Source organism: Chondromyces apiculatus DSM 436, from assembly GCF_000601485.1.
Taxonomy (GTDB): domain Bacteria; phylum Myxococcota_A; class Polyangia; order Polyangiales; family Polyangiaceae; genus Chondromyces; species Chondromyces apiculatus.
In genome coordinates this window covers 1-22358 of record NZ_ASRX01000120.1, presented here as the reverse complement: position 1 = coordinate 22358, position 22358 = coordinate 1, and the positions used below count along the sequence as shown (strand labels likewise).

The following is a 22358-nucleotide window of genomic DNA, read 5'->3' as shown; positions in this document are numbered from 1 at the left end:
CTCCCCCTCTCCCCCCTCTCCCTCCCTCCCCTCACCTTCTCCTCCCGATCGCTTCCCCCTACACAAATCCTCCCTTGCGCCATACCGAACAGACCCTAGCTTTCCTCCCGCCGGCGCCCGAGGCCGAGCGCTGGCATCTCCTCACGAACCAATCCGGCCAATCACCACCCATCCACATCGGAGGGAACCCATGCCTGGAATCAGCGACAAAGCTCAGGTCGACGACCTGAAGGTCCATCTCGAAACGCTCCTCGCTGCCGACGACGCCCGCCGCGTCGCTCCTGAAGAGGAGGCTGCGGCAGCCCAGCAGCTCCGCGAAAGCACCGTCTTCCGCCCCAAGGTCCGCCAGCGCCTCGAACGCGCTCTTGCCGACCTCAATGCCCAGCTCCTTGGCCTCACGGCTGCCGAGGTTGCCAAGCTCATCACCACCCGCGAGGCCCTCGACGCCCTCGACGCGGGCATTGCCGCCTTGGGCCGCGTCGACGACCACCTCCGCGCGATCACGGGCGAGCGCGACCCTGTCATCGGCAAGCTCTATGGCGTCTACGGCAACAACCCCACCTCCTTCGGCGGCGTCCTGCACAGCCTCGCCCTTGCCCAGAACGAGGACCTCACCATCTCCTCCCTCCCTGACGCCGACCCCCGCCGTGATTACCTCTTCACGCCCGTCATTCGCGACGCTGTCGACACCGCCTACACCGCGCTCCGCGCCATCGTCGGCGACCGCTACGTCACCCGCGGCGAGCTTTCCCGCGGCTATGCCGTCAAGCAGACCACCATCGACGAAGCTGCTGCGGCCATCGCTGCTGCCCGCCAGCACCTCTACGCCAACCTCCCTGACCGCAAGGTTGACCGCACCCTCCACGATTACGGCTTTCGCCCCATCCACACCACCCGTGGCCGCCGCCTTGACGCCCCTGACGACGACGCCACCAGCGCCTCTCCTGCTTCCTCGGCCATCCCCCCGGCCTCCTCGGCCTCTCCTCCCGCCTCCTGACCTCCCCCTCACGTTCACCGGACGCTCCCTGCTCCCTGGGGCCCGCGTCCGGTGAGTCCCTCCCCATCCCCGACGCGAATGCAGCCCCCCGGTCCCGCGGGCCATCTTCCTCGACGACCTCCAGGACGGCGGCCTCACGGGCACCTCCCCGCTCTCCTCGGCGCACGGCGTCTGCGCGCCGCGCCCCGGCGAGGCCGACGCCTACGACGGGGGCTTCTCCTGGCGCGCCTGGGGCGCCCTCCGCAGCGGGGAGAGTGTGTGTCGTGGCTGCGTGACAGCGCTGTAATGCCGACGCGACAGCGCTGTAATGCCGACGCGACAGCGTGCGTCGTGCCGCCGAAGCTGCGCGGTGTGGGAGCGGCGCGGGGGGCTCTCGACCCGTCGCTGGCCCGTGGCACATCACTTGCCAAAGACTTGCCAAAGACTTGCCAAAGACTTGCCAAAGACTTGCCAAAGACTTGCCAAAGACTTGCCAAAGATTCCTGGAGACTGCTGACGACTGCTGAGAGCGTGCTGAAAGCCTGTTCAAAAGGCTGTTGACGCCTGCTGAAGCGGAACATCGACGGCTGCGGGGGGTGGCCGGGCCGCCTCCCGCGCCCGGTGCCACGAGCACAGACCAAAGCGACGGCGCTTCGACGAAAAGAACCCAGAACCGGGTGCGGCTTCCACGGACGAACACCACGCGCCACAGCGATCCTCGAACGTTTGCGGACCTCCATCCGTCGCCGTATTGCCGCCCCCTCGATAGAAACAGGAGCCTCTCATGTGGAAACCATTGCTTCGAACGTCCTTGCTCGCCTTCCCCTTCCTCGCCGCTGTCCATTGCGGCCAGGAAAATGAGGGCACCCCCGGCGGCACCACCAGCACCACCACCCCTCCCCCCACCACCACCGGCACGGGTGGCGCTGGCGGCGGCACCGGCGGCGCTGGTGGCGGCGAATGCACCACCACGGACCAGGCCATTCGCCTCGGCAAGCTCGTCGACCCCGAGGATGGCTCCGTCACCGACAATGCCATCGTCGTCGTCCACGAAGACCGCATCGCCTACGTCGGCACCGACGCAACCCAGATCCCCTGCGGCGCCACCATCGTTGACTGGAGCGCCTACACCGGCCTCCCCGGCCTCATCGACGCCCACGTCCACTTCTCCTACCAGACCGACGAGGAACCGGGCACCCTCCCCTGGGAACGCTCCAGGTACCTGGCCGACAACGAGCCCTACACGCTCATGGAGCTCGCCCGCGCCGCCGCCACGGCGACCCTCAAGACCGGCGTCACCTCCGCGTTCGACAAGGGAGGCTACGAATTCCTCAGCGTCGCCTTGCGCGCCGAACTCGCCTCCGGCGAGACGCTGGGACCGCGGTTCTTCGGGGCCAACGGCGGAGTCTACAACTTCGAGTACCCGGGCTCGCTCCCCCTCGCCCTGCTCAAAAGCTGGGTGCAACAGCACAAGCTGCGCGGCTCCGATCTCATCAAGGTCTGGGCCGACCAGTGCTCCGACCAGACCCTCGAATGCTCCCCGACCTTCACCTTCGACGAACTCAAGCTCGTGGTCGACACCGCCCACGACGAGGGCTTGCCCATCGCCATCCACGCCTACCACGGCGACACCGCCAAGCTCGCCATCATGGCCGCCCCCGACTCCATCGAGCACCCCGAGGGCATCGACGCCGTCGATTGCGGCACCATGATCGACAACGGCACCATCTACATCCCCACCATCGATCACAACCGCTACTACAGCGACAACCTCGACTTCTTCGGCTACCCCCCTGAGAAGGAGGCGGAGTTCGCGGAGTACATCCAGGAGAACCTCGCCAGCGCCGCCATGGCCCACCAGCTCGGCGTCCAGATCGCCATGGGCTCCGACGCCGTCTTCACTGGCTTCGGTCAGAACACCCGCGAACTCACCTGGCTCGTGCAGGCCGGCATGACCCCCCTCGAAGCCCTCCGCGCCGCCACCATCAACGGCGCCCAGAGCATGGGCCTCCACGACAAAATCGGCCGCGTTGCCGTCGGCTACTACGCCGACATCATCGCCGTCGAAGGCGACCCTCTCACCGACATCAACGTCGTCATCAACAACGTCCGCGAGGTGATGGTGGGCGGCCGCGTCGCCGACTTCTGACCCGCCCCCGCTCCCTCTCCCCCCGCTCCCTCTCCCCTCTCCCCCGCACGCCCGCCTCCCGAGGTTTCAATCACTTGACTTGTTAAGTCACGTGCCTCAAGTTCCTCCCCCCGGAGGTTCTTTCTGATGAGCACTGACACCGACGACCAGGTCCTCTCCTACCCCCTTCCTGCCCCTTCCGCGCTGGAGCCCCCTCCCGAGTGGGTCCAGCTCCGCGAGCGCTGCCCTGTCGCCCATGTCCGCCTCGCCAGCGGCGACAGCGCCATGATGCTCACCCGCTACGCCGACATCCGCCAGGTCCTCTCCGACCCCCGCTTCACCCGCGACCTCTCCGCCGACGGCGCTGCCCGCACCACCGCCAACGAAGGCGGCAGCGCCTTCGAGAATGCCGAGGCTGCTGCCCTCGTCTCTGGCGAACGCCACCAGTCCTGGCGCCGCCTCGTCATGAAGTGGTTCACCGCCAAGCAGATCCTCGCCATGCAGCAGCGCATGGAGACCATGGTCAACAGCCTCGTCGACGACATGGTCGCCAAGGGCGCCCCTGCCGACCTCCTCGCCTCGGTCGGCTTCCCCTTCCCTGTCTGGGTCATCTGCGACCTCCTCGGCATCCCCGACATCGACCGCGACAAGCTCGCTTACTGGTCCAACACCATGCTCAGCATGACCCAGTACACCCAGCAGGAGATCGACGCCGCCCAGCTCGAGTTTCGCCAGTACATGACCGCGCACATCACCTCGAAGCGCGACAACCCCGGCCCTGATCTCATCAGCGAACTCCTCACCGTCGTCGACGAAGGCCAGCGCCTCACCGAGCAGGAGCTCATCTTCACGGCCCAGGGCATCCTCGTCGCCGGCCACGAGACCACCTCCAACATGATCGGCAAGATGATGGCCATGCTCCTCGCCGACCGCGCCCGCTGGGAGCAGCTCCTCCAGGACCCTGCCCTCGTCCGCACTGCCGTCGAGGAGGCCCTCCGCTACGACGCCAACAGCGGCTTCGGCCTCCCCCGCTTCCTCACCCACGACGCCGAGATCGCCGGCCACTCTGTCCCTCGCGGCACCACCCTCGTCTGCAGCCTCTCTGCGGCCAACCGCGACGAACGCGCCTTCGAGCGTGCCGACGCCATGGACCTCACCCGCACCCCCAACCCCCACCTCGCCTTCGGTGCCGGCCCTCACTCCTGCGTCGGCCAGACCCTCGCCCGCACCGAGCTTCAGACTGTGCTCACCCTCCTCCTCCGCCGCCTCCCCACCCTCGCCCTCGCCGTCCCCCCCGACGCCTTGCCCCGCCGCACCGGCCTCCTCGTCGGCGGCCTCGAGCAGGTTTTGGTACGCTGGTGAGATCATGGCCGGCTCCCGAGTGAGGCAAGCGCACGCCAACGAGACCCGCGACTTCATCGTCGCCACCGCCGAACGCCTCTTCGCCGAGCACGGCGTCGCCGCGGTCTCCAACCGCCAGGTCAGCGAGGCCGCCGGACAGGCGAACAACTTCGCCGTCGGCTACCACTTCGGCACCAAGACCGATCTCGTCCTCGCAATCATCCGTCGCCAGGCCCCATTCATCGAGCAGCGCCGCACCGACATGCTCACCGCCATCCAGCACTCCACCGACCTCCGCGACTGGATCGCCTGCCTCGTCCTCCCCATGACCGACCACCTCGCCTCCCTGGGCAGCCCGAGCTGGTACGCGCGTTTCATCGCCCAGGCCACCACCGACCCGGCCCTCCGCCGCCTCGTCACCGACGAAACGTTCGCCTTCCCCTCGATGCAGAAGATCACCGAAGGCGTCAGCCGCCTCCTCCCTGTCCTCCCCGAGGACGTCCGCGCCGAGCGCGGCGACATGTGCCGCCACCTCATCGTGCACACCTGCGCCGAGCGCGAGCGCGCCCTCCAGGCGGGCACCCCCACCCCGCGCGCCACCTGGGAGGCCGCCGGCATCGGCCTCGTCGACGCCCTCACCGGCCTCTGGCTCGCCCCCTACACCCCGACCCCATGACCCCCCGCCCGACCTCCGCCCCCGGGCAGAAAGCCTCCTCCCCCATGCGCATCCTCGTGGACCTCGACAAATGCTGCGGCGCCGGAAGCTGCGTCCTCGCCGCCCCCCGAGTCTTCGACCAGCGCGACGACGGCATCGTCCTCCTCCTCGACGAATCCCCTCCGGAAGACCTCCACAAAGCCGTCCGCGAAGCCGCCGCCGTCTGCCCCGCCTCCGCCATCACCCTCGAAGAACGCGACTGACCCCCCACCCCGCGTGCTCTCAGCGCGTGCTCTCAGCGCGTACTCTCAGCGCGTACTCTCAGCGCCCCCTCCCGTTTCCCGCCTTCACCCCCTCTCACACTCCCGCGCCGCCTCTCGAATCACCCCGATCAGCGCCTTCAGCCCTGCCGGCACATGCCGGTGCCCCGGGTAGTACAGCCCCAGCCCCGGGTATGGCGGCGTCCAGTCCTCCAGCACCCTCACCAGCCTCCCTGCCGCCACGTGCTCCTCCACCTGCCACGCGCTCACCCACGTCAGCCCCGCCCCCAGCAAGGCCGCGTCCACCTTCAGGTTGTCGTTGTTGAGGATCAGCGCCCCTGTCACCTCCACCTCCACCTCTTTCCCCCGCTTCTCGAACTCCCACCGGTACAGCGCCCCGCTCGGCAACCGACTCCGGATGCACCGATGCTCCGCCAGATCCCCTGGCGTCTTCGGCTTCGCCCGCCCCTTGAAGTACCCCGGCGACCCCACCACCGCGAACCGGATCGCCGGACTGCACGCCACTGCCACCATGTCCTGCGGCACCGCCTCCAGCGCCCGGATCCCCGCGTCGAACCCTTCCGCCACGATGTCCACGAACCGCCCTTCCGTCACCAGATCCAGCACCATCTCCGGATACCGCTCCAGAAACCGCATGAACACCGGCCCGAGCAGCCTCCGCGCCGGCACCTCCGACGCATTGATCCGCAGCGTCCCCTGCGGCGTATCCCGCAGCGCGTTCACATCATCGAGCGCCTCTGAGATCTCCTGCAGCGCCGGCTGCACCCGCTCCAGGAACCGCTCCCCTGCCTGCGACAGCGACACGCTCCGCGTCGTCCGGTTGAACAACCGCACCCCGATCCGCGCCTCCAGCGTCGCGATCAGGTGACTCAGCGCCGACGGCGACATCCCCAGCGCCGCCGCCGCCCGCCGGAAATTGCGGTGCGTCGACACCGCGACCACCGCATTCAGCTCGAAGAGCCCTGTCCGCTGCATCCCCCGAGCGTGCCTCAGCCGACGCGCCGCTGACCAGCGCGTCGCTCCCCCGAAGCCCTCTTCCTCGACGACCCGCCCCGTTCGACGTCGCCTGCTCCTTGCTCGCTCCCCGCCCGCTCCTTGCTCGCTCCCCGCCCGCTCCCCAGCCCATTAAAGCAGCACTGCATCACCGTGCGGCATTTGCATCCCCGGCGACCTCACGCACATCGTGTCTCGTCTCTCTCCGGACAATCCCATTCACAGAAAGCAGAAGAGCTCTCGTCTCCTGGCCATCCTGTGCGCGCTCCGGAGCCGGCCTCGCATGGCCTCGTACTTGCCGATGTCCTGGCCATCGATCGAAGGAGGTCGAAGCCCATGAAGCACATGAAGAAGATCCTGAAGCTCCAGACGCTGTCAGCCTGCAACGACGCCTCGGCAGGTGGAGAGTCGCACTCGCTGCTCAGCGTTCTCCTGTGTCGTGACATTCCGGGCGCAGGCGCCTCCGAACGCTGAGCGAAGCGCCCTTCTGCGGCCACTTCTCCGACCAGCACGCTCCTCCCGCCCAGCCCTGCGCCTCCTCGCCGCACGTGCCTGTCGACATGTCCGATGTCGCTCGCTCCTTGCCCGAACCCTCGCCAGCCCATTGAAGCGACACTGCATCACCGTGCGGCATTTGCATCCTCGCCGGCCTCGAGCGCGTTCTATCTCCTCTCTCCCTCCGCACAATCCCGTGCGCAAAAGCAGAAGAGCTTCATGCCCAGGGCATTCCGTGCGCGCTCCGTCACCGGTCTCGTGGCCCCGTACTTGCCAATGTCCTGGTCATCGATCGAAGGAGGTCGAAGTCATGAAGCCCATGAAGAAGATCCTGAAGCTCCAGACGCTGTCAGCCTGCAACGACGCCTCGGGGGGTGGAGGGGCGCTCTCGCTGATCAGCCTTCTCAACTGCCGCGAGTTGCCGGGCACCGACACCCCTGCGCGCTGAGCGAAGCGCCCTTCTGAGGGCACCTCTCCGACCAGCACGCTCCTCCCGACCAGCACGCTCCTCCCGACCAGGCCTGCGCCTCCTCCCCGCACATCCGGCGGCTTCCGTGCATCAAAGCCTCGGAAGCGACGCTCGACCAGCGCGCGCACGCCTCTCGCCCCCCCGACTCCCCCCGATCACGACCATGGAGGAACGATGCAAGGCATCGACCGCAGAGCGAAGGACCGCCTCGTCGATTTCACGCTCACGCACCCTGAGCGCTATGAAAGCCTGGACGGCTACCGCTCCGAAACCCACGACTTTCGGAACCTCGTCACCTCCCTCCTGCCCGCGCCCTGGAAGGTCGGACAGAACCCGGGTGTCTGGTGCGCGTGTCACGCCCCCGGCGCCCGCGTCCCGGACGACGGCTTCAAGATCCACCTCTCCACCACGCATGAGCGCGCACGGGCCATGCTCACCGCCATCGTGCCTGTCCTCGTCGACGAGGGCACCTCGTTCAAGGTCCTCGTCGACGAACGCATCCTCGACTTCAGCAACTCCACCTTCTGGAGCCGCGGCGCCTCCGGCAAATTCGTCACCGTCTACCCTGCGGACACCGACCAGCTCAAGCGACTCCTCGACCGCCTCGCCCACGTCACCAGAGACTTCGAGGGCCCCTACATCCTGTCCGACAAGCGATACAAGGACAGCAAGGTCCTCTTCTACCGCCATGGCGCCTTCACCAGAGCGCTCCGGATCAACGTCCTCGGCGAGCGCGTCGCCCTGGTCCGCGCCGCCGACGGAACCCTCGTACCGGACCAGCGCTCACCCTGCTTCGCCTTGCCGGAAGGCGTCGAGGACCCCTTCCCGGACACCGACGAACAGGACGACGACGACCTCGTGCTCAAGGGCAGATACCGCGCCATCGCCTCCCTGAGCGCCTCCAGCAAGGGCGGCGTCTACCGCTGCCTCGACCTCGACACCGGCGCCGAAGTCGTCGTCAAGGAAGCCCGACCGTGCGTCAACCGGGTCCGCAGCTCCCCCTTCGACGCCGTCGCTTGCTTGCAGAACGAGCACCGCATCCTCCAGCGCCTCGCCGGCACCGGCGTCGCCCCGGCGCCCATCGAATTCTTTCGCGAGTGGGAGCACAGCTTCATCGCCATGGAGCTCGCCAAGGGCGCCACCCTCGCCTCCCACCTCGCCCGGTGGCCTGCCGCCGCCGCCCTCATGATGGAACCGACCGCAGCCGACGTCCGCACCTACTGCGAAGAAGCCCTCGCCATCGCCAGGAACATCCTCGCCGCCGCCCGGACCATCCACGCCCGCGGCGTCATCCTCCAGGACATCTCCCCGCACAACATCCTCTTCGACCCCGACCACGGCACCATCACCTTCATCGACTTCGAATCGGCGTACCTCGCCCCCACCGACGCCCCCACCGACGCCCCCACCGACGCCCTGGCCGCCCCTGAGAGCCCCATCATCCCGCTCTACACCCCCGGCTTCGGCGTCGAGCGCCCCCCGGGCGCCCCCCCCACCTTCGCCGACGACCACCGCGCCCTGAGCCGCGTCCTCGGAGAGCTTCTCTACCCCATCGCCCCCTTCTTCACCCTCGCCCCGGAGAACAAGGCCCCTCTCTTCGCGCACCTCGCCCGGGAGAAAGGCATCCCCGAGCCCTTCCTCCGCCTCATCCTCGACACCGGCGAGCACCCCGAGCGCATCGACCCCCTCCTCACCGCCACCGAGCGCAGCATCGCCGAGATCACCACCCACGCCCCCCTCCCCCCTCTCCGCAGCGACGACGACCTCCGCACCATCATCGCCTCCATCGGCAGCTACCTCGTCGATCAGATCCACACGGCCCGCGACCCCCTGCACCTCCCCGTCGATTACCGCCGCTTCACCACCAACCCCCTGAGCGCAGCCTACGGCGCCTCCGGCATCGCCCTCTTCCTGAAGCGCGCCCTCGGCGAGCCCCCCGAGCCCCTCGTCCATGCCCTCGCCCGCGAGGCCGCCAGCATCAGCAACGACACCTTCGCCCCGGGCCTCTACATCGGCAGCTCCGGCGTCGCCTGGACCCTCCTGGAGCTGGGCCTCCAGCAACAAGCCGAGCGCCTCATGCACCTCACCGCGCGCTCCCCCCTCCTCTTCGAGAGCGCGGACCTCTTCTACGGCGCCGCCGGCTACGGACTCACCAACCTCTTCTTCTTCGCCCGCCTCGGCGACGAGATCTACCGCGACAACGCCATCGCCGCCCTCGAAGGCCTCGCCCCTGCGCTGCGCACCGCCCCCACAGGACGCTCCTGGGAGAGCATGGGCACCATCCACCACGGCCTCGCGCACGGCGCCTCCGGCATCGCCTACTTCGCGCTTCGCCTCCACCAGGTGACCGGCAAGGACGAGCACCTCGCCCTCGCCCGCGACCTCCTCGCCTTCGACCTCGCGAGCGCCGAACGCGACGCCACCGGCCGCGTCCTCTTCAAGCGCTCCACCCGGGAGAACGTCTACTACCCCTACTTCCGCATCGGCAGCGCTGGCATCGGCGCCATCGCCCTCCGCTTCCACGAAGCCCTCGGCGACGACCTCTACCTCCAGATGGCCCGCCAGATCGCCCGCAAGCTCGCCGGCGCCTACAGCGTCTTCCCCTCCAACCTCTCTGGCATGGCCGGCCTCGGCAACTTCTTCGTCGACCTGCACCGCCACACCGGCGACCCCTCCTACCTCGACGAGGCCCGCCGCTTCGCCGACCGCGTCATGCTCTTCGCCATCACCAGGCCCACCGGCCTCGTCTTCCCCGGCGAAGAGCTGGTGCGCATCTCCACCGACTACGCCACTGGCTCCGCCGGCACCGGCACCTTCCTGCACCGCATCACCGCCCCCGCCGGCATCCCCTACCTCGACATTTGAGTCTCCACGAGGGGGACTCGCGTCTCCTCGCCCCGCCGGCAGTGAATCCCGACGGAGCCCCACTCCCCGCGAACCGCGCTCGCCAGCCGCCACGCAGCGCCACCTGGCAAAGCATCGCGCCCTGGGCTTCCCTGGAGTTCCCCCCGTCCCGCGCCTCTGCCTCAGCGCCGCGCGCGGAAGAACGCCCTCACGTCGTCGAGGAACAGCTCCGGCGCCTCCACCGCGGCAAAGTGCCCCCCCCGCGGCATCTCCGTGTACCGCCGCAGATCGAACCATGCCCTGCACCACCGCTCCGGCATCGGCATGATCTCCTTCGGGAACGCCGCAATCGCCGTTGGCACCCGCACCGGCTCCGAAGGCGCCTTCGCGAGCTGCCCCTCCTGCATCGCCTCGGAATAGAGCGACGCCGCGCTCGCGATGCTGTTCGGCGCCCAGTAGAACATCAGGTTCGTCAGCAACCAGTCCTTGCTGAAGACCCGCTCCACCTCCCCTTCGCAATCACTCCACGTCCGGAACTTCTCCACCACCCACGCCGCGATCCCCGCCGGCGAATCCGCCTGCGCCACCGCCAGCGACATCGGCTTCGTCCCCTGCTCGTGGCTGTACCCCGCCTCTTTCTTCTGCCATTCGGCCCTCTGCGCCTGGATCGCCCGCGCCTCCTCCGTATCCTCTTCCCCCGGCGGCGGCAGCGGAAACGCGAGGTTCAGGTGAATGCCGATCAGGTGCTTCGCATGCTCCGCCCCCAGCATCGTGGTCACGAACCCACCCCAGTCCCCTCCCTGCGCCCCGTACCGCGCATACCCCAGCTCCTTCACCATCAGGTGATCGAACGCCGCCGCGATCCGCCTCGGCGTCCACCCCACCTCCCGCGGCTTGCCGCTGAACCCGTACCCCGGCAGCGCCGGAATCACCACGTCGAACGCATCCCCCGCATCCCCCCCGTACGCCGCCGGATCCGTGAGCGGCCCGATCAGATGCACGAACTCCAGCACCGACCCTGGCCACCCGTGCGTGAGCACCAGCGGTATCGGCGCCGGCCCCTTCCCCCGCACATGGAGGAAATGAATGTCCAACCCATCCACCTCGCACATGAACTGAGGGTGGCGATTCAGCTCCGCCTCGTGCTTGCGCCAATCGTAATGGTCACGCCAGTGCTCGCAGAGCGCGCGCACCTGCGCGTCCCCTCCCCGCCCGCCGAGCATCACACCGCATGGCCCGTGTGGCCCGTGTGGCCCGCGCGCTGCGCAAAGCTCTCTTCACACCTCCCAGAGCACCTCAGGAGGAGCCGGAGGCCACGCTGCACGGGCGCCCTACCCAGAACTCCTGCACATCGTGCGGTGACGGAACCGCCCCACCTGGATACGACTGGGAAGATGCTGGGTACTACCGAGGTTCCTCCGCTCCCGGTGCCGGCGGGGACCAGCTACTTCCACATCAAGGGCTCGTTCTACGCAGGCATCCTGGCCCGGGTGGATCGCGAGATCCCGGGAGGGATGGCGCGGCTCCTCGACGAACTCCCCGAGCCCTCCCTGCGCACCTTCTTCAGCCGCGGCCTCTTCCTGGCCTCCGCCTGGTACGACGCCCTGCCCGTGGTGCCCCTCGCCGCCACGCTGGCCCGGCTCGACGGCCGCACCTTCGAGGCGCAGGTCCGCTTCGGAATGCGCCGGCGCGCCGTGGAGGACATCCGCGGCGTGTACCGGGCCCTCTTCAAGCTCGCCACGCCGCAGCTCGTGGCCCCCCGCCTCGTCCGTGGCGTGTCGAAGTACCTGAGCTTCGGCCACGCGGAGAACATGGAGGTGCACTCCGGGTGGCTGACCGCGACCAGCCAGGGAATCCCGGGCTACATGCTCTCGGCCTACATCACCAGCGCCGACGAGTTCTCGAAGGTCGCCCTGGAGCTCTCGGGCGCGAAGGAAGTGCGGATCGTGCGGACCCTCCAGGGCGTGCGCGGAGGCCCCCTCGACCCCATCTCGATGCGCATCCACATGAGCTGGAACGAGGCCGGCGCCGCGCAGATCGCGGAGCCCACCCCCATCCCGCCCTCAGCCCTGACCTCGCTGCGCGCCCGCGTTCCCTGCGCGGCCCCGCCGCCCCGGTTCACGCCCTCCGCGCGCTGACCTCAGGAGATCCGCTCGACGAACCGGGCGAGCAGGATACGCACCCCACCAGCGCCGAAGTCGATCTCGAGCTTCTGATCGTCGCCCGTAGGCTCCTGGCGGCGCACCGTGCCCTCACCGAACTTCGGGTGCCGCACCCGGTACAGGTTCTGCGGCCCCCGGGTGGTCGCGGTGATGCGCACCTCCACGGTGGCCGCTTCGAGCCAGTCATCGATGGTTTGCTGATCGATCTCGCTCTGCTCCTGCCCGTGGAGGTGCTGCTCGGTGATCTCTTCGAGCCAGTCCGCCACGGGCATGGGCTTCCTGTCCAGATCACTCTCCGGATCGTGGACCACGATGCGCGGCTTCTTGGCGCTCGGGTCGGTGCAGATCCAGGTCGTCCCGTCCCGGCCGAGGGGGACGAGGTTGGTCGGAACTCCTGCCTCCTGCCCTTCCTCGCGGAGCGAGGCGAGCTGCGTCAGGTCGAAGTCGTAAATCCCCAGGACATCGAGGTCGCCCGAGAACAGAACGAGGAGGCTCGGATCCAGGGGGACCCCGAGGTCCTGTTCGGCCCTGGCCACGGCGGCAGCGTCGACCGTGACGACGATGCGCCGCGACGACAGCGCCTGGCCACCACGTTCGGCCGCGACGAGGGAGAGGTAGGCTCGCCGGAGGGGGCCCGTGAGGCGGTTTGAGCGGGAAGAATCGGCCATGACGTGATGAGAAGCAGACGTTCGAGAGACGGGCGAGGGGCTAACCGAGGCAGGGACTGCCGTCAATGATGGCGGGACGGCAGCGACACGAGAGGGACAAAGGCGCGCTGACGAGGCCCGTTTGAAGGTACCTGCGCCCCTGTCGTTGCTTGGCAGTGCAAGGACTGTGTACCCCGAAGCGCAACTCTGCGCCCCCCGCGAGCGCGGAAGCGATCTGCGGACGCTTGTGGCAGCCGAAGATTCCTCCCGGGATGGCCCGCCGCGGCGGCACCTCGGACTGCACGTGGGCATCCGAGCGGCGCGGGGGTAAGAACACGCCAGAGAGGGTGGTCCAGGGATGCTCGATGCACTGGTGGTGGGAGCAGGTCCAGTAGGATTGACCATGGGGGCGGAGCTGACGCGCCACGGCGCGCGCTGCCGCGTCATCGAGACCGTCCAGGTCCCCTCGCGCTGGTCCAAGGCACAGGCCATCCACGCGCGCACCCTGGAGGTGCTCGACAACGAGGGCGTCGCCGAGGAGCTGGTGGCGTGGGGCGAGCCCGTGCACGGGGTGAGTTGCTACGCGCCCCCGGACCCGGAGCGCCTCTACCGGATCTCGCTCGAGGGCATCCCCTCGCCGTTCCCGTACGTGCTCAGCCTGTCCCAGCGCGAGACCGAGAAGACGCTCGAAGCCCAGCTCAAGCGGATCCACGGCCTGGGCGTCGAGCGCCAGGTGCGGCTGGACGCCTTCACCCAGGACGCGGATGGCGTCACGGCCATGGCGGTGCACGCCGACGGCACGCGCGAGGAGATCCGGGCGGCATACCTCCTCGGCTGCGACGGCGCGCACAGCACGGTGCGCGAGGGGCTAGGCTTCACCCTGGAAGGCAAGACCTACCCCATCCGCCTGCTGCAAGCCGACCTGCGGGTGGACACCGACGTCCCCCTCCCCCGCGACGAGATCGCCACGTTCGTGTCTCCCGGGGCGTTCCTCGTGCTCTTCCCCATGCCCGGCAACAGCCACTTCCGGGTGATCATCGTGGAGAACACCGAGAGCTCCGCGATGCCCCTACCGGTCACCCTGGAGACCTTCCAGGACTTCGTGCGCGAGCACGGGCCACGCGGAGCGCACGTCCGCGATCCGGAGTGGATGATCGACTTCCGCATCCACTGCCGCGTGGTCAGGCGCTTCCGCGACGGGCGGGTCTTCCTCGCCGGGGACGCGGCGCACATCCACAGCCCCATCGGTGGGCAGGGCATGAACCTCGGGATCCAGGACGCCTGCAACCTCGCCTGGAAGCTCGCCCTGGTGCGCACCGGCGGCGCGCGGGAGAGCCTCCTGGACTCCTACGAGATCGAGCGGCGCCCGCTGGCGGAGGCCACCCTGAAGGGGACGGATCGGGCAACGCAGGGCATGCTCACCGCGCTGAAGATGAAGCGGCCCTGGATGATCGACGCCCTGACCTCCGTGCTCACGCCGGTGGTGCAGCTCGACGCGGTGCAGGCGAAGGCGCGGCGAACGCTGTCCATGCTGGGCGCCGCCTACCGGGACAGCCCGGCGGTCGGTGAGGATCACACCGGACGCTGGAAGGTGCGCTCGCCCTTCGCCAGCATCGACGCGCGACCCGACCTCGCCTCGTGGCGGCGCTTCCGCGAGGGACCGGAGCCCGGAACGCGCGTCCCCGACGTGGTGCTCGACAGCCTCGAAGGCGGCGCGGTGCGCCTCTTCGACATCCTCCGGGGCACCCAGCACACCCTGCTGCTCTTCGCCGGCGTGTCGCCGACCGAGGAGGTGCTCCAGGGCCTGCTCCACGTGGCGCACGTCGCCTCCTCGCGCTGCGGGGAGCGGCTGCGCATCCACCTCGTGCTCCCCAGGTGGACCCTCCCCACCGACCTCCCCCGCGGCACCAGCATGATCCTCGATCCAGAGGGCCCCCTGCACCGCGCCTTCGGCGCCTACTCCTCCTGCCTCCACGTGGTGCGCCCCGACGGCTACCTCGGCTACCGCTGCCAGCCGGCAGATGCCGAGCGCCTCGGCGCGTGGCTCGACCGCATCTTCACCTGATCCTCCACGAGGGGCACGTGCGTCCCCTCGCCCCCTCCCACCCCGCGAGATCCGTGTCACGCGGCGCTGACGGCGGGTGTCACCCGGACATGACACCCGTCACGGCACCGTGACACACGCCGTGGTGCGCGCTCCGGCGAAGCCGCCCACCGCCGCTCGCAGCGCCTGGCACCGCCCTTGCGATGAGCCCCTGCAGACGACCACAGCGCGGCAGATGCCATGCCCGACATCCACCGTCGCACCCGGCGCACTTAACGAGCGGAGAGACCACGATGAAGACCCTTCCCCTGTCTGCGTTCGCCCTGATGGCCTGCATGCTCCCCGGCTGCCTCGTCGACTCCACCGCGGAGACCGACGAGGACCTCGACCTGCCCGGCGAAGCCTCATCCGAGCCTGCCGACAGCATGTCCCCCGAGAGCGCAGGCTCCCTGGACACCAGGATCGCGACCCTGGAGGTCCCCGGCGGAAAGGTGATCTTCGTCGACGAAGGAGCGACCATCCCGGGAGATGGCATCGCCTTCTGGGAGATCGGGAACGTCGATCTCTCGTCCTTGCTCGACGACCAGGACGCCTCCGCGCTCGAAGTCTTCCTGGCGCTCGCGCCGGAGGGCACGCCCGTCCCCCCGCGCCTCCTGGAGCACCACGCCCAGGTGGCCCTCCGCTCCGCCCGCGTCTCCGCCACGCCCCGCCACCTGTCGGTGCCGCTCGCGTCGCCGGCCATCAGCCACTTCACCAACGACACGCTCGGCCACGACGGCTCGGACACCGACAGGAACTGCTGGGGCTGGGCCGGGACGAGCAGCACGTACAACGCGCAGACCGGCTACGCGAGCTTCAACCTCTCGACCTTCCAGACCAACTTCATCTCCGACTACGCCGACATCACCGGCCTTGCCGTCCAGATCTCGAACGGCTCGGGGACGCTGGCCTCGAACACGAACGCCGCCCCCTTCACCCCCGCCGTGGAGACCTCGTCCGGCCACGAGCGCGCCATGGCCTTCTGCGCCTCGAAGGCCGTGAAGATCTCCTCGACGGGCACCTGCTACGGCAACCGCGTCTTCGCGGACGTCGAGGTGATGCGCACCAACGACTCGGGCACGTTCGTCCTCGCCGACCACATCTACATCGAGCAGTTCGGCGAGGGCGCGCGCTTCCGCTCGAACCACACGAACAGCACCGGCGGCGGCGCCCGGAAGTACCGCGTCTCCGCCGAGTGGCGCACCGCGGACGGCGAGGACAGCGTCGCCGCCCTGGAGTGCCAGGACCAGATCGCGGTGGTCTGGCGCTCCCGCTTCAACCCCCCGCTGGGCTCCTGACCCCGCACCACCGGGGGCTCCGGCCCCGGTGAAGCGCACCTGCGGCTAGATCTCCTCAGCCGGACGAGCTGCGCGAAGCCCGGGCAGCTTCAGGCATCGCTGGACGACGTCCGGCGACGACGGCATGATCCCGGCCGTGCGACAAGGTGCTGTGTGTGCCGGACGCTTCCGCATCGAGCACCGCGCGGGTGCGGGAGGCATGGGCGAAGTCTGGAAGGCCCTCGACCAGGCCACCGGCCAGCCCGTCGCGCTCAAGCTCCTCGCCGGCCGCGAGCACGACGAGCCGGCGCGCTTCGCCCGGGAGGCACAGATCCTCGCCGCCCTCTCGCACCCCCACGTCGTCCGCTATGTCTCCCACGGCGTGAACGACGAGGGCGCGCCCTACCTCGCCATGGAGTGGCTCGAAGGTGAGGACCTCGCCCAGCGCCTCTTGCGCGGCCCGCTCGGCGTGGACGAGAGCGTCGCCCTCGCCCTCGACGTCGCCACCACCCTCGCCGTCACCCACGCGGGCGGCGTGGTGCACCGCGACCTCAAGCCCAGCAACCTGTTCCTGCCCGGCGGCCAGCTCGACGCCGTGAAGGTGCTCGACTTCGGCATCGCCCGCGCCATCCGCGCGACGCGCCTCACCCGCTCTGGCACGCTGATGGGAACCATGGGCTACATGGCCCCCGAGCAGGCCCGCGGCGAGTACCACCTCGACGCCCGCGTCGACGTCTTCTCCGTGGGCTGCGTGCTCTTCGAGTGTCTCACCGGCCGCCCCGCCTTCGAAGGCTCCCACGCCGCCGCCGTGCTGACCAAGGTGCTCTTCGAGGAAGCGCCGCGCGTGCGCGACCTGCGGCCCGAGGTCCCCGAGGTGCTGGAGTCACTGCTCACGCGCATGCTCGCCAAGCGGCGCGAAGATCGGCCGCGCGACGGAGCAGCCCTGGCTGCCGCGCTGCGCTCCGTGCAGGCGCTCGGCGATCAGCCGACGCCCTCGTCGGGTGAGCCGGTACGCGCGCCGGCCCTGACCGAGAGCGAGCAGCAGGCAGTGGCGGTGATCCTGGTGGGCGCCCCGGCAGCGCTGCAAGAACGCAACGCCTGGGAGACCGGCGACCCCCGACACGGCGACCGAGAGGCCGAGGGCAGCGAGCACGGCGGCAGTGCTCCTGCTGCCCCTGCCGCCGCCGCACCACACCCGCCGGGCTGGAGGGATCCCGACGCCCCGACGCTGCCGCTGGATCTCGACGATACCCTCCTGCACGAGGTGGCGCGCCACGCGGGCGCCGGCGAGCGGCTGCTGGACGGCTCGGTGGTGGTGATGATGGCCGCGTCCACCACCGCCACCGACCTGTGCGCGCAGGCGGCCCGCTGCGCGCTCGCGCTGAGGAGCCACGCCGGGAACCGACGGATCGCGCTCGCCATGGGGCGCAGCGAGCGACGCGGGCGCCCCGAAGAGCCGGCCGTCGACAGGGTGGTCCGCCTCTCCGCCGACGCCGAAAAACGCACGCTGCCCGAGGGCGCGGTGGTGATCGACGAGGTCGTCGCCGGCCTGCTCGACGCGCGCTTCGAGGTGCACGAGCACGAGGGCTACGCCTTGCTCCACGGGGAGCACCCGCTCGCCGAGGGGACGCGCCTTCTCCTCGGCAAGCCCACCCCGTGCGTGGGGCGTGAGCGGGAGCTCGACACCCTGCGCTCCATCTTCGCGGAGACCGTGGAGGAGCGCACGGCGCAGGCGGTGCTGATCACCGCCCCCCCGGGCGTCGGCAAGTCGCGCCTCGCCCAGGAGCTGATGCGCGAGCTGCGAGGCCACGCGAGCGCCGCCTCGGTGTGGATCGCGCGGGGAGATCCCCTGCGCGCTGGCTCTCCCTTTGCCATGCTGGGGCAGGCCCTGCGAGGCGCGTGCGGCATCCGCGAAGGCGAGCCCATCGACGGCCGGCGCGAGAAGCTCGCCGCCAAGGTGAGCACCTGGATCGCGCCCCCCGAGCGCCGCCGGGTCACCGACTTCCTCGGCGAGCTCGTGGGCGCCCCCTTCCCGGACGACGACAGCCCCCTCCTCCACGCCGCGCGCCGCGACGCCCAGCTCATGGCCCACGAGGTGCGCGTCGCCTTCCTCGACGCCGTCACCGCCGCCTGCGCCGAGAGCCCCCTCCTCGTGCTGCTCGAAGACATGCACTGGGGCGACCGGTCCACGGTGCAGCTCCTCGACGCGGCGCTGCGCGAGGGATCCCAGCACCCCCTCCTCGTCCTCGCCCTGGCGCGCCCCGAGGTCCACGAAGCCTTCCCGGGGCTCTGGGAGGGACGCCGGTTCCACGGCCTGCGCCTCAACGAACTGAGCCGGCGCGCCGGAGAGCGCCTCGCCCAGCACGTGCTCGGCCCCGGCGCCGACGCGGCCACGATCGCGCGCCTCGTGCGGCTCTCCGAGGGCAACGCCTTCTACCTGGAAGAGCTGCTCCGCTGGACCGCCGAGGGCAAGGGCCAGGACGTCCCCGAGACCGTCGTGGCCATGGTGCAGTCGCGGCTCGGCGCCCTCGACGAAGGAGCCCGGAGATTGCTGCGGGCCGCCAGCATCTCGGGCGAGCTGTTCTGGGCCGGCAGCGTCGCCGCGCTCCTCGGCGTCGACAGCCGACGCGACGCCCGCGGGCGCGCCGCGGCGCGGCTCCGCGCGGTGGACGCGCAGCTCGCCCAGCTCGTCGAGCAGGAGGTGCTCGTCCGCCACCCCGACAGCCGCTTCCCCGACGAGGAAGAGCTGGCCTTCCGGCACGCGCTCCTGCGCGAGGGGGCCTACGCCATGCTCACCGACCAGGACCGGCGCCTCGGCCACCAGCTCGTCGGCGAGTGGCTCGAAGCCCACGGCGAACAGGACGCGCGCGCCCTGGCCGAGCACTTCGCCAAGGGAGGCGACGGCGTGTCCGCCGGAAAGCACTACCTGCGGGCCTCGCAACAGGCGAGCTGCGCGGGCGACGGCGTCGGCTCGGCCTTCCTCTCGCGCCGCGGCCTCGCCCTCTCGCTCCCCGACGACCTGCGCGTGCGGCTCCTCGGCGCCCTCTGCGAGACGGTGGTCTGGCAACCGGAGCACGCCGCCACCGTGGGCCGCGAGGCCGAGGAGCTGGTGCAGCGCACCTCGCGTGGGAGTGCCCCCTGGGTGCAGGGCATGGTGGCGACCCTGGTGGGCGCGAGCGGCATCGACGAAGTCACCCCCGTCGTCACCGCCCTCGCCGAGCTGGAGCCCCCCGACATCGCCCCTGACGGCGCCGAGCCGATGGTCGTCGCGCTCGGCGCCGGGATGTACACCCTCTACAACCTCGCCAGGACGCGCGAGGCCGACGCCCGCGCCGCGCAGATCCGGCGCATCGCCGACGCCTTCGGCGACCACAGCCCCTTCACCCGCATCGTCGCGCTCGTCACCTCCTCCCTCGTGGGCATCTACGGCGACTTCTCCATCGCCCTGGAACTCGCGCGCCAGAGCCGCGCCCTCGCCCGGCAGACGGGCTACCGACGCTTCGAGAACATCGCCACCCTCCACACCGCCCTGAACCTCTGGGCCCTCGGCGCCTCCGCCGAGGCCGAGAGCATCCTCCACTCCATGAGCATGTCGGACGCCGAGTTCGGCTTCGGCTCCTCCTACCGCCCCTTCATCCTCGCCTGGATCCTGGCCGACCGCGGCGCCCTCGACGAAGCGCGCACCCACGCCGAGCAACTCATCCAGGCCGGCTGCGCGCGCAACCTCTCCCAGACCGAGGGACACGGCCGCTGGGCGCTCGCCGAGGTGCTGCGACGCGCCCACGACCACGAGCGCGCCGAACGAGAGGCAGACGCCGCGCTCCTGGTCCTCGCCCAGCGCCACCCCGTCGATCTCCCCGGCGTGCTCGCGACGAAGGCGGCGATCCACCTCGCCCAAGGCAGGCCTGCCGAAGCGCTGACCGCCGTGGCCAGGGCCCTCCCCACCGTGGAGGCGACGGGCACCTGCAGCCAGTTCTGCCGGCGCGCCTTCCTCCGCCTCGTGCACGTCGAGAGCCTGGAAGCGGCAGGACGCCACGAAGAAGCCCGCCATGCCCTCCAGCGCGCCTGCGCCGAGATCACCTCCCTCGCGGAGCGCATCGTCGACCCGGCCCACAGAAAGAGCTTCCTCGAGGACGTCCCCGAGAACCGGCGCACCCTCGCCCTCTCGCGCGCGTGGCCGCGTGGGCCAGGAGAGGGAGAGGGCGACGCCGCCCCCTCCCCCGAACTGCACTCACCGCACCGGTGAGTTCTTGGTCTTGTGGGGCCCTTCCAGCCCCTGCTCGGACTCGTAGCTGGACTCCGCACCGGGCACGGGCTCCCCGTGCGTCTTCACGTCACCGCGGATCCTGTCGAAGTAACTCTCGAGCTGCCGCTGGATCGCATCGAACGCGTCCCGCATCGCCGAGTAGGCATCCTCGTTCGTGTGCGGCGCCGGCTCGTGCCGGGCAGCCAGCTCGGTACCAGGGGCCGCAACGTCGATGTGCACGCTGAGCACATTCCCTTTCCCGTTCCGGTTGCTCGCGGTCTCCACGACCACATGGCAGTTCGTGATACGGGGGAAACGCTTCTGCAGCTTGTCGGCCTTCTCGCGGGCCAGACGGTCCAGCCCCTCGGACGACTCCATGTTGCGGAACGTGACTTGAACATTTTCCATGCTTCTTCACCCCTGGAACGCGCGAGCGCATCCAGCCTTGTTGTCAGGGGACGATACACGGTCCGTGCCTGACGGCAGACCCTGATACCTCCTGCAGCCCGGCCCCTGTCCGCCCAGGCGCGCGCGACTACCGTCCCTGGTGCCCCTACGTTAACGTCGCCCCGATGGGACCCCCGCGCGCCCCCCGGTCCTCGGGGCAGCTCACCGCCACCGCGGCCACCTGCATCGCCGCCGCCCTCTGCGCCGGTGCCTGCAACCTGATCTCCGGTGTCGAGAGCTACAGCTTCACAGAGCCGGCCGCGTCCACGGGCGCCACCACGGGTGGAGGCGCCACGGGCGGCGGGGGCAGCGGAGGTGGCGGGGGTGAAGGTGGGACTTCAGGGCAGCCTTCCCTCTGCGACCCTGCCGACCCCACCCTCATCGCTTGCTATCCCTTCGACGAGGATGCCGAGGACGCCTCGGGCTACGAGAACACCACGGAGACGAGCAACATCGCCTTCGGCCCGGGCAACTCGGGCACAGCGCTGGTCCTCGACGCGGACAGCCTGGTGGACATCGCCGACGCCGACTGGTGGGACGTCACCGACTTCAGCATCGAGGTCTGGATCCGCCCCACCGCCCTCCCACCGGCCATGGGCAGGTCATGCATCTTCGACGGCGACGACCGCTTCGCCCTCTTCCTGTACAACGCAGGCGAGGTGCGCTGCCTGCAGCTCTCGGGCACCACCCTGGTGACCCTCACCGGCCCCGACGCGCCCGTGAATGCCTGGACCCACGTCGCCTGCGTGCACGACGACGACAAGGCGAGGCTGTACGTGAACGGGGAGCAGGTCTCGGAGAGCACCGTGGGACCGATGCCCGTGTCCACCTCCGCGCTCACCATCGGACGCGACATCCTCACCGGCGACCCCTTCATCGGCCGACTCGACGAGCTCCGCGTCTACAACGTCGTCCTCACCGACGACCAGATCTGCGCCGACGCCGGAAAGAACGCTTGCGGTGCGACGCCGTGACGCCGTGACGCCGTGACGGCCGGCTGACGGGGCAAGGAGCGCACCGACAGTTCCTCCTCGACGCTCCGCGCGCCCCCCCTCTACCCTGCGCGCCATGCGTCCCCTGAGCTCTCTTCCCTTCGTCTCGCCTTCTGCCAGCTCCCACCGCGCGGCCTTCCTCGGCGCCGCGCTCGCCACCCTGGCCGCCCTCGGGGCGTGCGACGGCGGCGAGGAAGGGCCCAGCTCCACCCAGGGTGGCTCGACCTCGAACCAGGGAGGCTCCGGCGGTGCCGGTGGCAACGGCAACGTGGGCGGCAACGGCGCCGAGGGTGGCGCGGGCGGCGCGGGCGGCGCGGGCGGC

The 22358-nt window shown here is 70.0% G+C and carries 17 protein-coding genes and 1 pseudogene; 14 read left to right on the top strand and 4 right to left on the bottom strand.

Translation table 11 applies throughout. The annotated features are described in order from the left end of the window. Window positions 1-190 precede the first annotated feature (190 nt). From CAP_RS41875 to CAP_RS41855, 5 genes are all read left to right on the top strand, one after another. Window positions 191-997 (top strand): hypothetical protein, encoded by an 807-nt coding sequence (locus CAP_RS41875; RefSeq protein ID WP_044251855.1) that lies wholly within the window; start codon window positions 191-193, stop codon window positions 995-997. Between the two features lie 775 nt (window positions 998-1772). Continuing rightward, entirely contained in the window at window positions 1773-3125 is a 1353-nt protein-coding gene (locus CAP_RS41870) for an amidohydrolase family protein (RefSeq protein WP_197041584.1), read from the top strand. Between the two features lie 126 nt (window positions 3126-3251). Then, complete coding sequence (locus CAP_RS41865) at window positions 3252-4466, top strand: cytochrome P450 (protein ID WP_044251853.1); 1215 nt, start codon at window positions 3252-3254, stop codon at window positions 4464-4466. Between the two features lie 4 nt (window positions 4467-4470). Further along, on the top strand, window positions 4471-5121 hold the full coding sequence (locus CAP_RS41860) for a TetR/AcrR family transcriptional regulator (RefSeq protein ID WP_044251850.1): 651 nt from the start codon (window positions 4471-4473) through the stop codon (window positions 5119-5121). A gap of 44 nt (window positions 5122-5165) precedes the next feature. Further along, window positions 5166-5363 (top strand): ferredoxin, encoded by a 198-nt coding sequence (locus CAP_RS41855; protein WP_044251847.1) that lies wholly within the window; start codon window positions 5166-5168, stop codon window positions 5361-5363. Window positions 5364-5447: 84 nt separating this feature from the next. Here CAP_RS41855 and CAP_RS41850 read toward each other — a convergent pair whose 3' ends face one another. Continuing rightward, on the bottom strand, window positions 5448-6356 hold the full coding sequence (locus CAP_RS41850; RefSeq protein WP_044251845.1) for a LysR family transcriptional regulator: 909 nt from the start codon (window positions 6354-6356) through the stop codon (window positions 5448-5450). 354 nt (window positions 6357-6710) lie between these two features. Between CAP_RS41850 and CAP_RS51675 the strand changes: the two genes are divergently transcribed. From CAP_RS51675 to lanKC, 3 genes are all read left to right on the top strand, one after another. Beyond that, window positions 6711-6848, top strand: a complete 138-nt coding sequence (locus CAP_RS51675; RefSeq protein WP_156041642.1) for a hypothetical protein — start codon at window positions 6711-6713, stop codon at window positions 6846-6848. Between the two features lie 331 nt (window positions 6849-7179). Beyond that, a complete protein-coding gene (locus CAP_RS51670) occupies window positions 7180-7317 on the top strand; it encodes a hypothetical protein (protein WP_156041641.1) in 138 nt (45 codons plus the stop codon). Window positions 7318-7512: 195 nt separating this feature from the next. After that, a complete protein-coding gene (gene lanKC, locus CAP_RS41840; protein WP_044251839.1) occupies window positions 7513-10203 on the top strand; it encodes a class III lanthionine synthetase LanKC in 2691 nt (896 codons plus the stop codon). 161 nt (window positions 10204-10364) lie between these two features. Here the strand turns inward: lanKC and CAP_RS41835 are convergent, their stop codons facing one another. Further along, window positions 10365-11375: an epoxide hydrolase family protein gene (locus CAP_RS41835; RefSeq protein WP_231512014.1), complete on the bottom strand. Its 1011-nt coding sequence runs from the start codon at window positions 11373-11375 to the stop codon at window positions 10365-10367. Between the two features lie 201 nt (window positions 11376-11576). Here CAP_RS41835 and CAP_RS41830 point away from each other — a divergent pair, with 201 nt between their 5' ends. Next, window positions 11577-12320, top strand: coding sequence for a hypothetical protein (locus CAP_RS41830; RefSeq protein WP_156041640.1), 744 nt, complete (start codon window positions 11577-11579; stop codon window positions 12318-12320). A 2-nt stretch (window positions 12321-12322) separates the two neighbouring features. Here CAP_RS41830 and CAP_RS41825 read toward each other — a convergent pair whose 3' ends face one another. Next, on the bottom strand, window positions 12323-13012 hold the full coding sequence (locus tag CAP_RS41825) for an SMI1/KNR4 family protein (RefSeq protein WP_044251833.1): 690 nt from the start codon (window positions 13010-13012) through the stop codon (window positions 12323-12325). Between the two features lie 337 nt (window positions 13013-13349). Here CAP_RS41825 and CAP_RS41820 point away from each other — a divergent pair, with 337 nt between their 5' ends. The 3 genes from CAP_RS41820 (at window position 13350) to CAP_RS41810 (ending at window position 20597) form a co-directional block, all read left to right on the top strand. Continuing rightward, on the top strand, window positions 13350-15056 hold the full coding sequence (locus tag CAP_RS41820) for an FAD-dependent monooxygenase (protein WP_044251830.1): 1707 nt from the start codon (window positions 13350-13352) through the stop codon (window positions 15054-15056). Between the two features lie 272 nt (window positions 15057-15328). Continuing rightward, complete coding sequence (locus tag CAP_RS41815) at window positions 15329-16372, top strand: hypothetical protein (RefSeq protein ID WP_044251827.1); 1044 nt, start codon at window positions 15329-15331, stop codon at window positions 16370-16372. Between the two features lie 124 nt (window positions 16373-16496). Next, window positions 16497-20597, top strand: a complete 4101-nt coding sequence (locus tag CAP_RS41810) for a protein kinase domain-containing protein (protein WP_044251824.1) — start codon at window positions 16497-16499, stop codon at window positions 20595-20597. Here the strand turns inward: CAP_RS41810 and CAP_RS41805 are convergent. Next, window positions 20583-21005, bottom strand: coding sequence for an HPF/RaiA family ribosome-associated protein (locus tag CAP_RS41805; RefSeq protein WP_081865823.1), 423 nt, complete (start codon window positions 21003-21005; stop codon window positions 20583-20585). The genes CAP_RS41810 and CAP_RS41805 overlap by 15 nt on opposite strands. A gap of 164 nt (window positions 21006-21169) precedes the next feature. Here CAP_RS41805 and CAP_RS41800 point away from each other — a divergent pair, with 164 nt between their 5' ends. Together CAP_RS41800 and CAP_RS51665 are read left to right on the top strand one after the other, a co-directional pair. After that, window positions 21170-22018: a LamG domain-containing protein gene (locus CAP_RS41800; protein ID WP_044251821.1), complete on the top strand. Its 849-nt coding sequence runs from the start codon at window positions 21170-21172 to the stop codon at window positions 22016-22018. A 94-nt stretch (window positions 22019-22112) separates the two neighbouring features. Next, window positions 22113-22358 (top strand): annotated as a pseudogene (locus tag CAP_RS51665) (hypothetical protein); the annotation flags it as partial.

Coding starts and splice junctions, on each gene's coding strand:
- CAP_RS41875 (WP_044251855.1), top strand. CDS start 191: ATGCCTGGAATCAGCGACAAAGCTCAGGTCGACGACCTGAAGGTCCAT.
- CAP_RS41865 (WP_044251853.1), top strand. CDS start 3,252: ATGAGCACTGACACCGACGACCAGGTCCTCTCCTACCCCCTTCCTGCC.
- CAP_RS41860 (WP_044251850.1), top strand. CDS start 4,471: ATGGCCGGCTCCCGAGTGAGGCAAGCGCACGCCAACGAGACCCGCGAC.
- CAP_RS41855 (WP_044251847.1), top strand. CDS start 5,166: ATGCGCATCCTCGTGGACCTCGACAAATGCTGCGGCGCCGGAAGCTGC.
- CAP_RS41850 (WP_044251845.1), bottom strand. CDS start 6,356: ATGCAGCGGACAGGGCTCTTCGAGCTGAATGCGGTGGTCGCGGTGTCG.
- CAP_RS51675 (WP_156041642.1), top strand. CDS start 6,711: ATGAAGCACATGAAGAAGATCCTGAAGCTCCAGACGCTGTCAGCCTGC.
- CAP_RS51670 (WP_156041641.1), top strand. CDS start 7,180: ATGAAGCCCATGAAGAAGATCCTGAAGCTCCAGACGCTGTCAGCCTGC.
- lanKC (WP_044251839.1), top strand. CDS start 7,513: ATGCAAGGCATCGACCGCAGAGCGAAGGACCGCCTCGTCGATTTCACG.
- CAP_RS41830 (WP_156041640.1), top strand. CDS start 11,577: ATGCTGGGTACTACCGAGGTTCCTCCGCTCCCGGTGCCGGCGGGGACC.
- CAP_RS41825 (WP_044251833.1), bottom strand. CDS start 13,012: ATGGCCGATTCTTCCCGCTCAAACCGCCTCACGGGCCCCCTCCGGCGA.
- CAP_RS41820 (WP_044251830.1), top strand. CDS start 13,350: ATGCTCGATGCACTGGTGGTGGGAGCAGGTCCAGTAGGATTGACCATG.
- CAP_RS41815 (WP_044251827.1), top strand. CDS start 15,329: ATGAAGACCCTTCCCCTGTCTGCGTTCGCCCTGATGGCCTGCATGCTC.
- CAP_RS41810 (WP_044251824.1), top strand. CDS start 16,497: ATGATCCCGGCCGTGCGACAAGGTGCTGTGTGTGCCGGACGCTTCCGC.
- CAP_RS41805 (WP_081865823.1), bottom strand. CDS start 21,005: ATGGAAAATGTTCAAGTCACGTTCCGCAACATGGAGTCGTCCGAGGGG.
- CAP_RS41800 (WP_044251821.1), top strand. CDS start 21,170: ATGGGACCCCCGCGCGCCCCCCGGTCCTCGGGGCAGCTCACCGCCACC.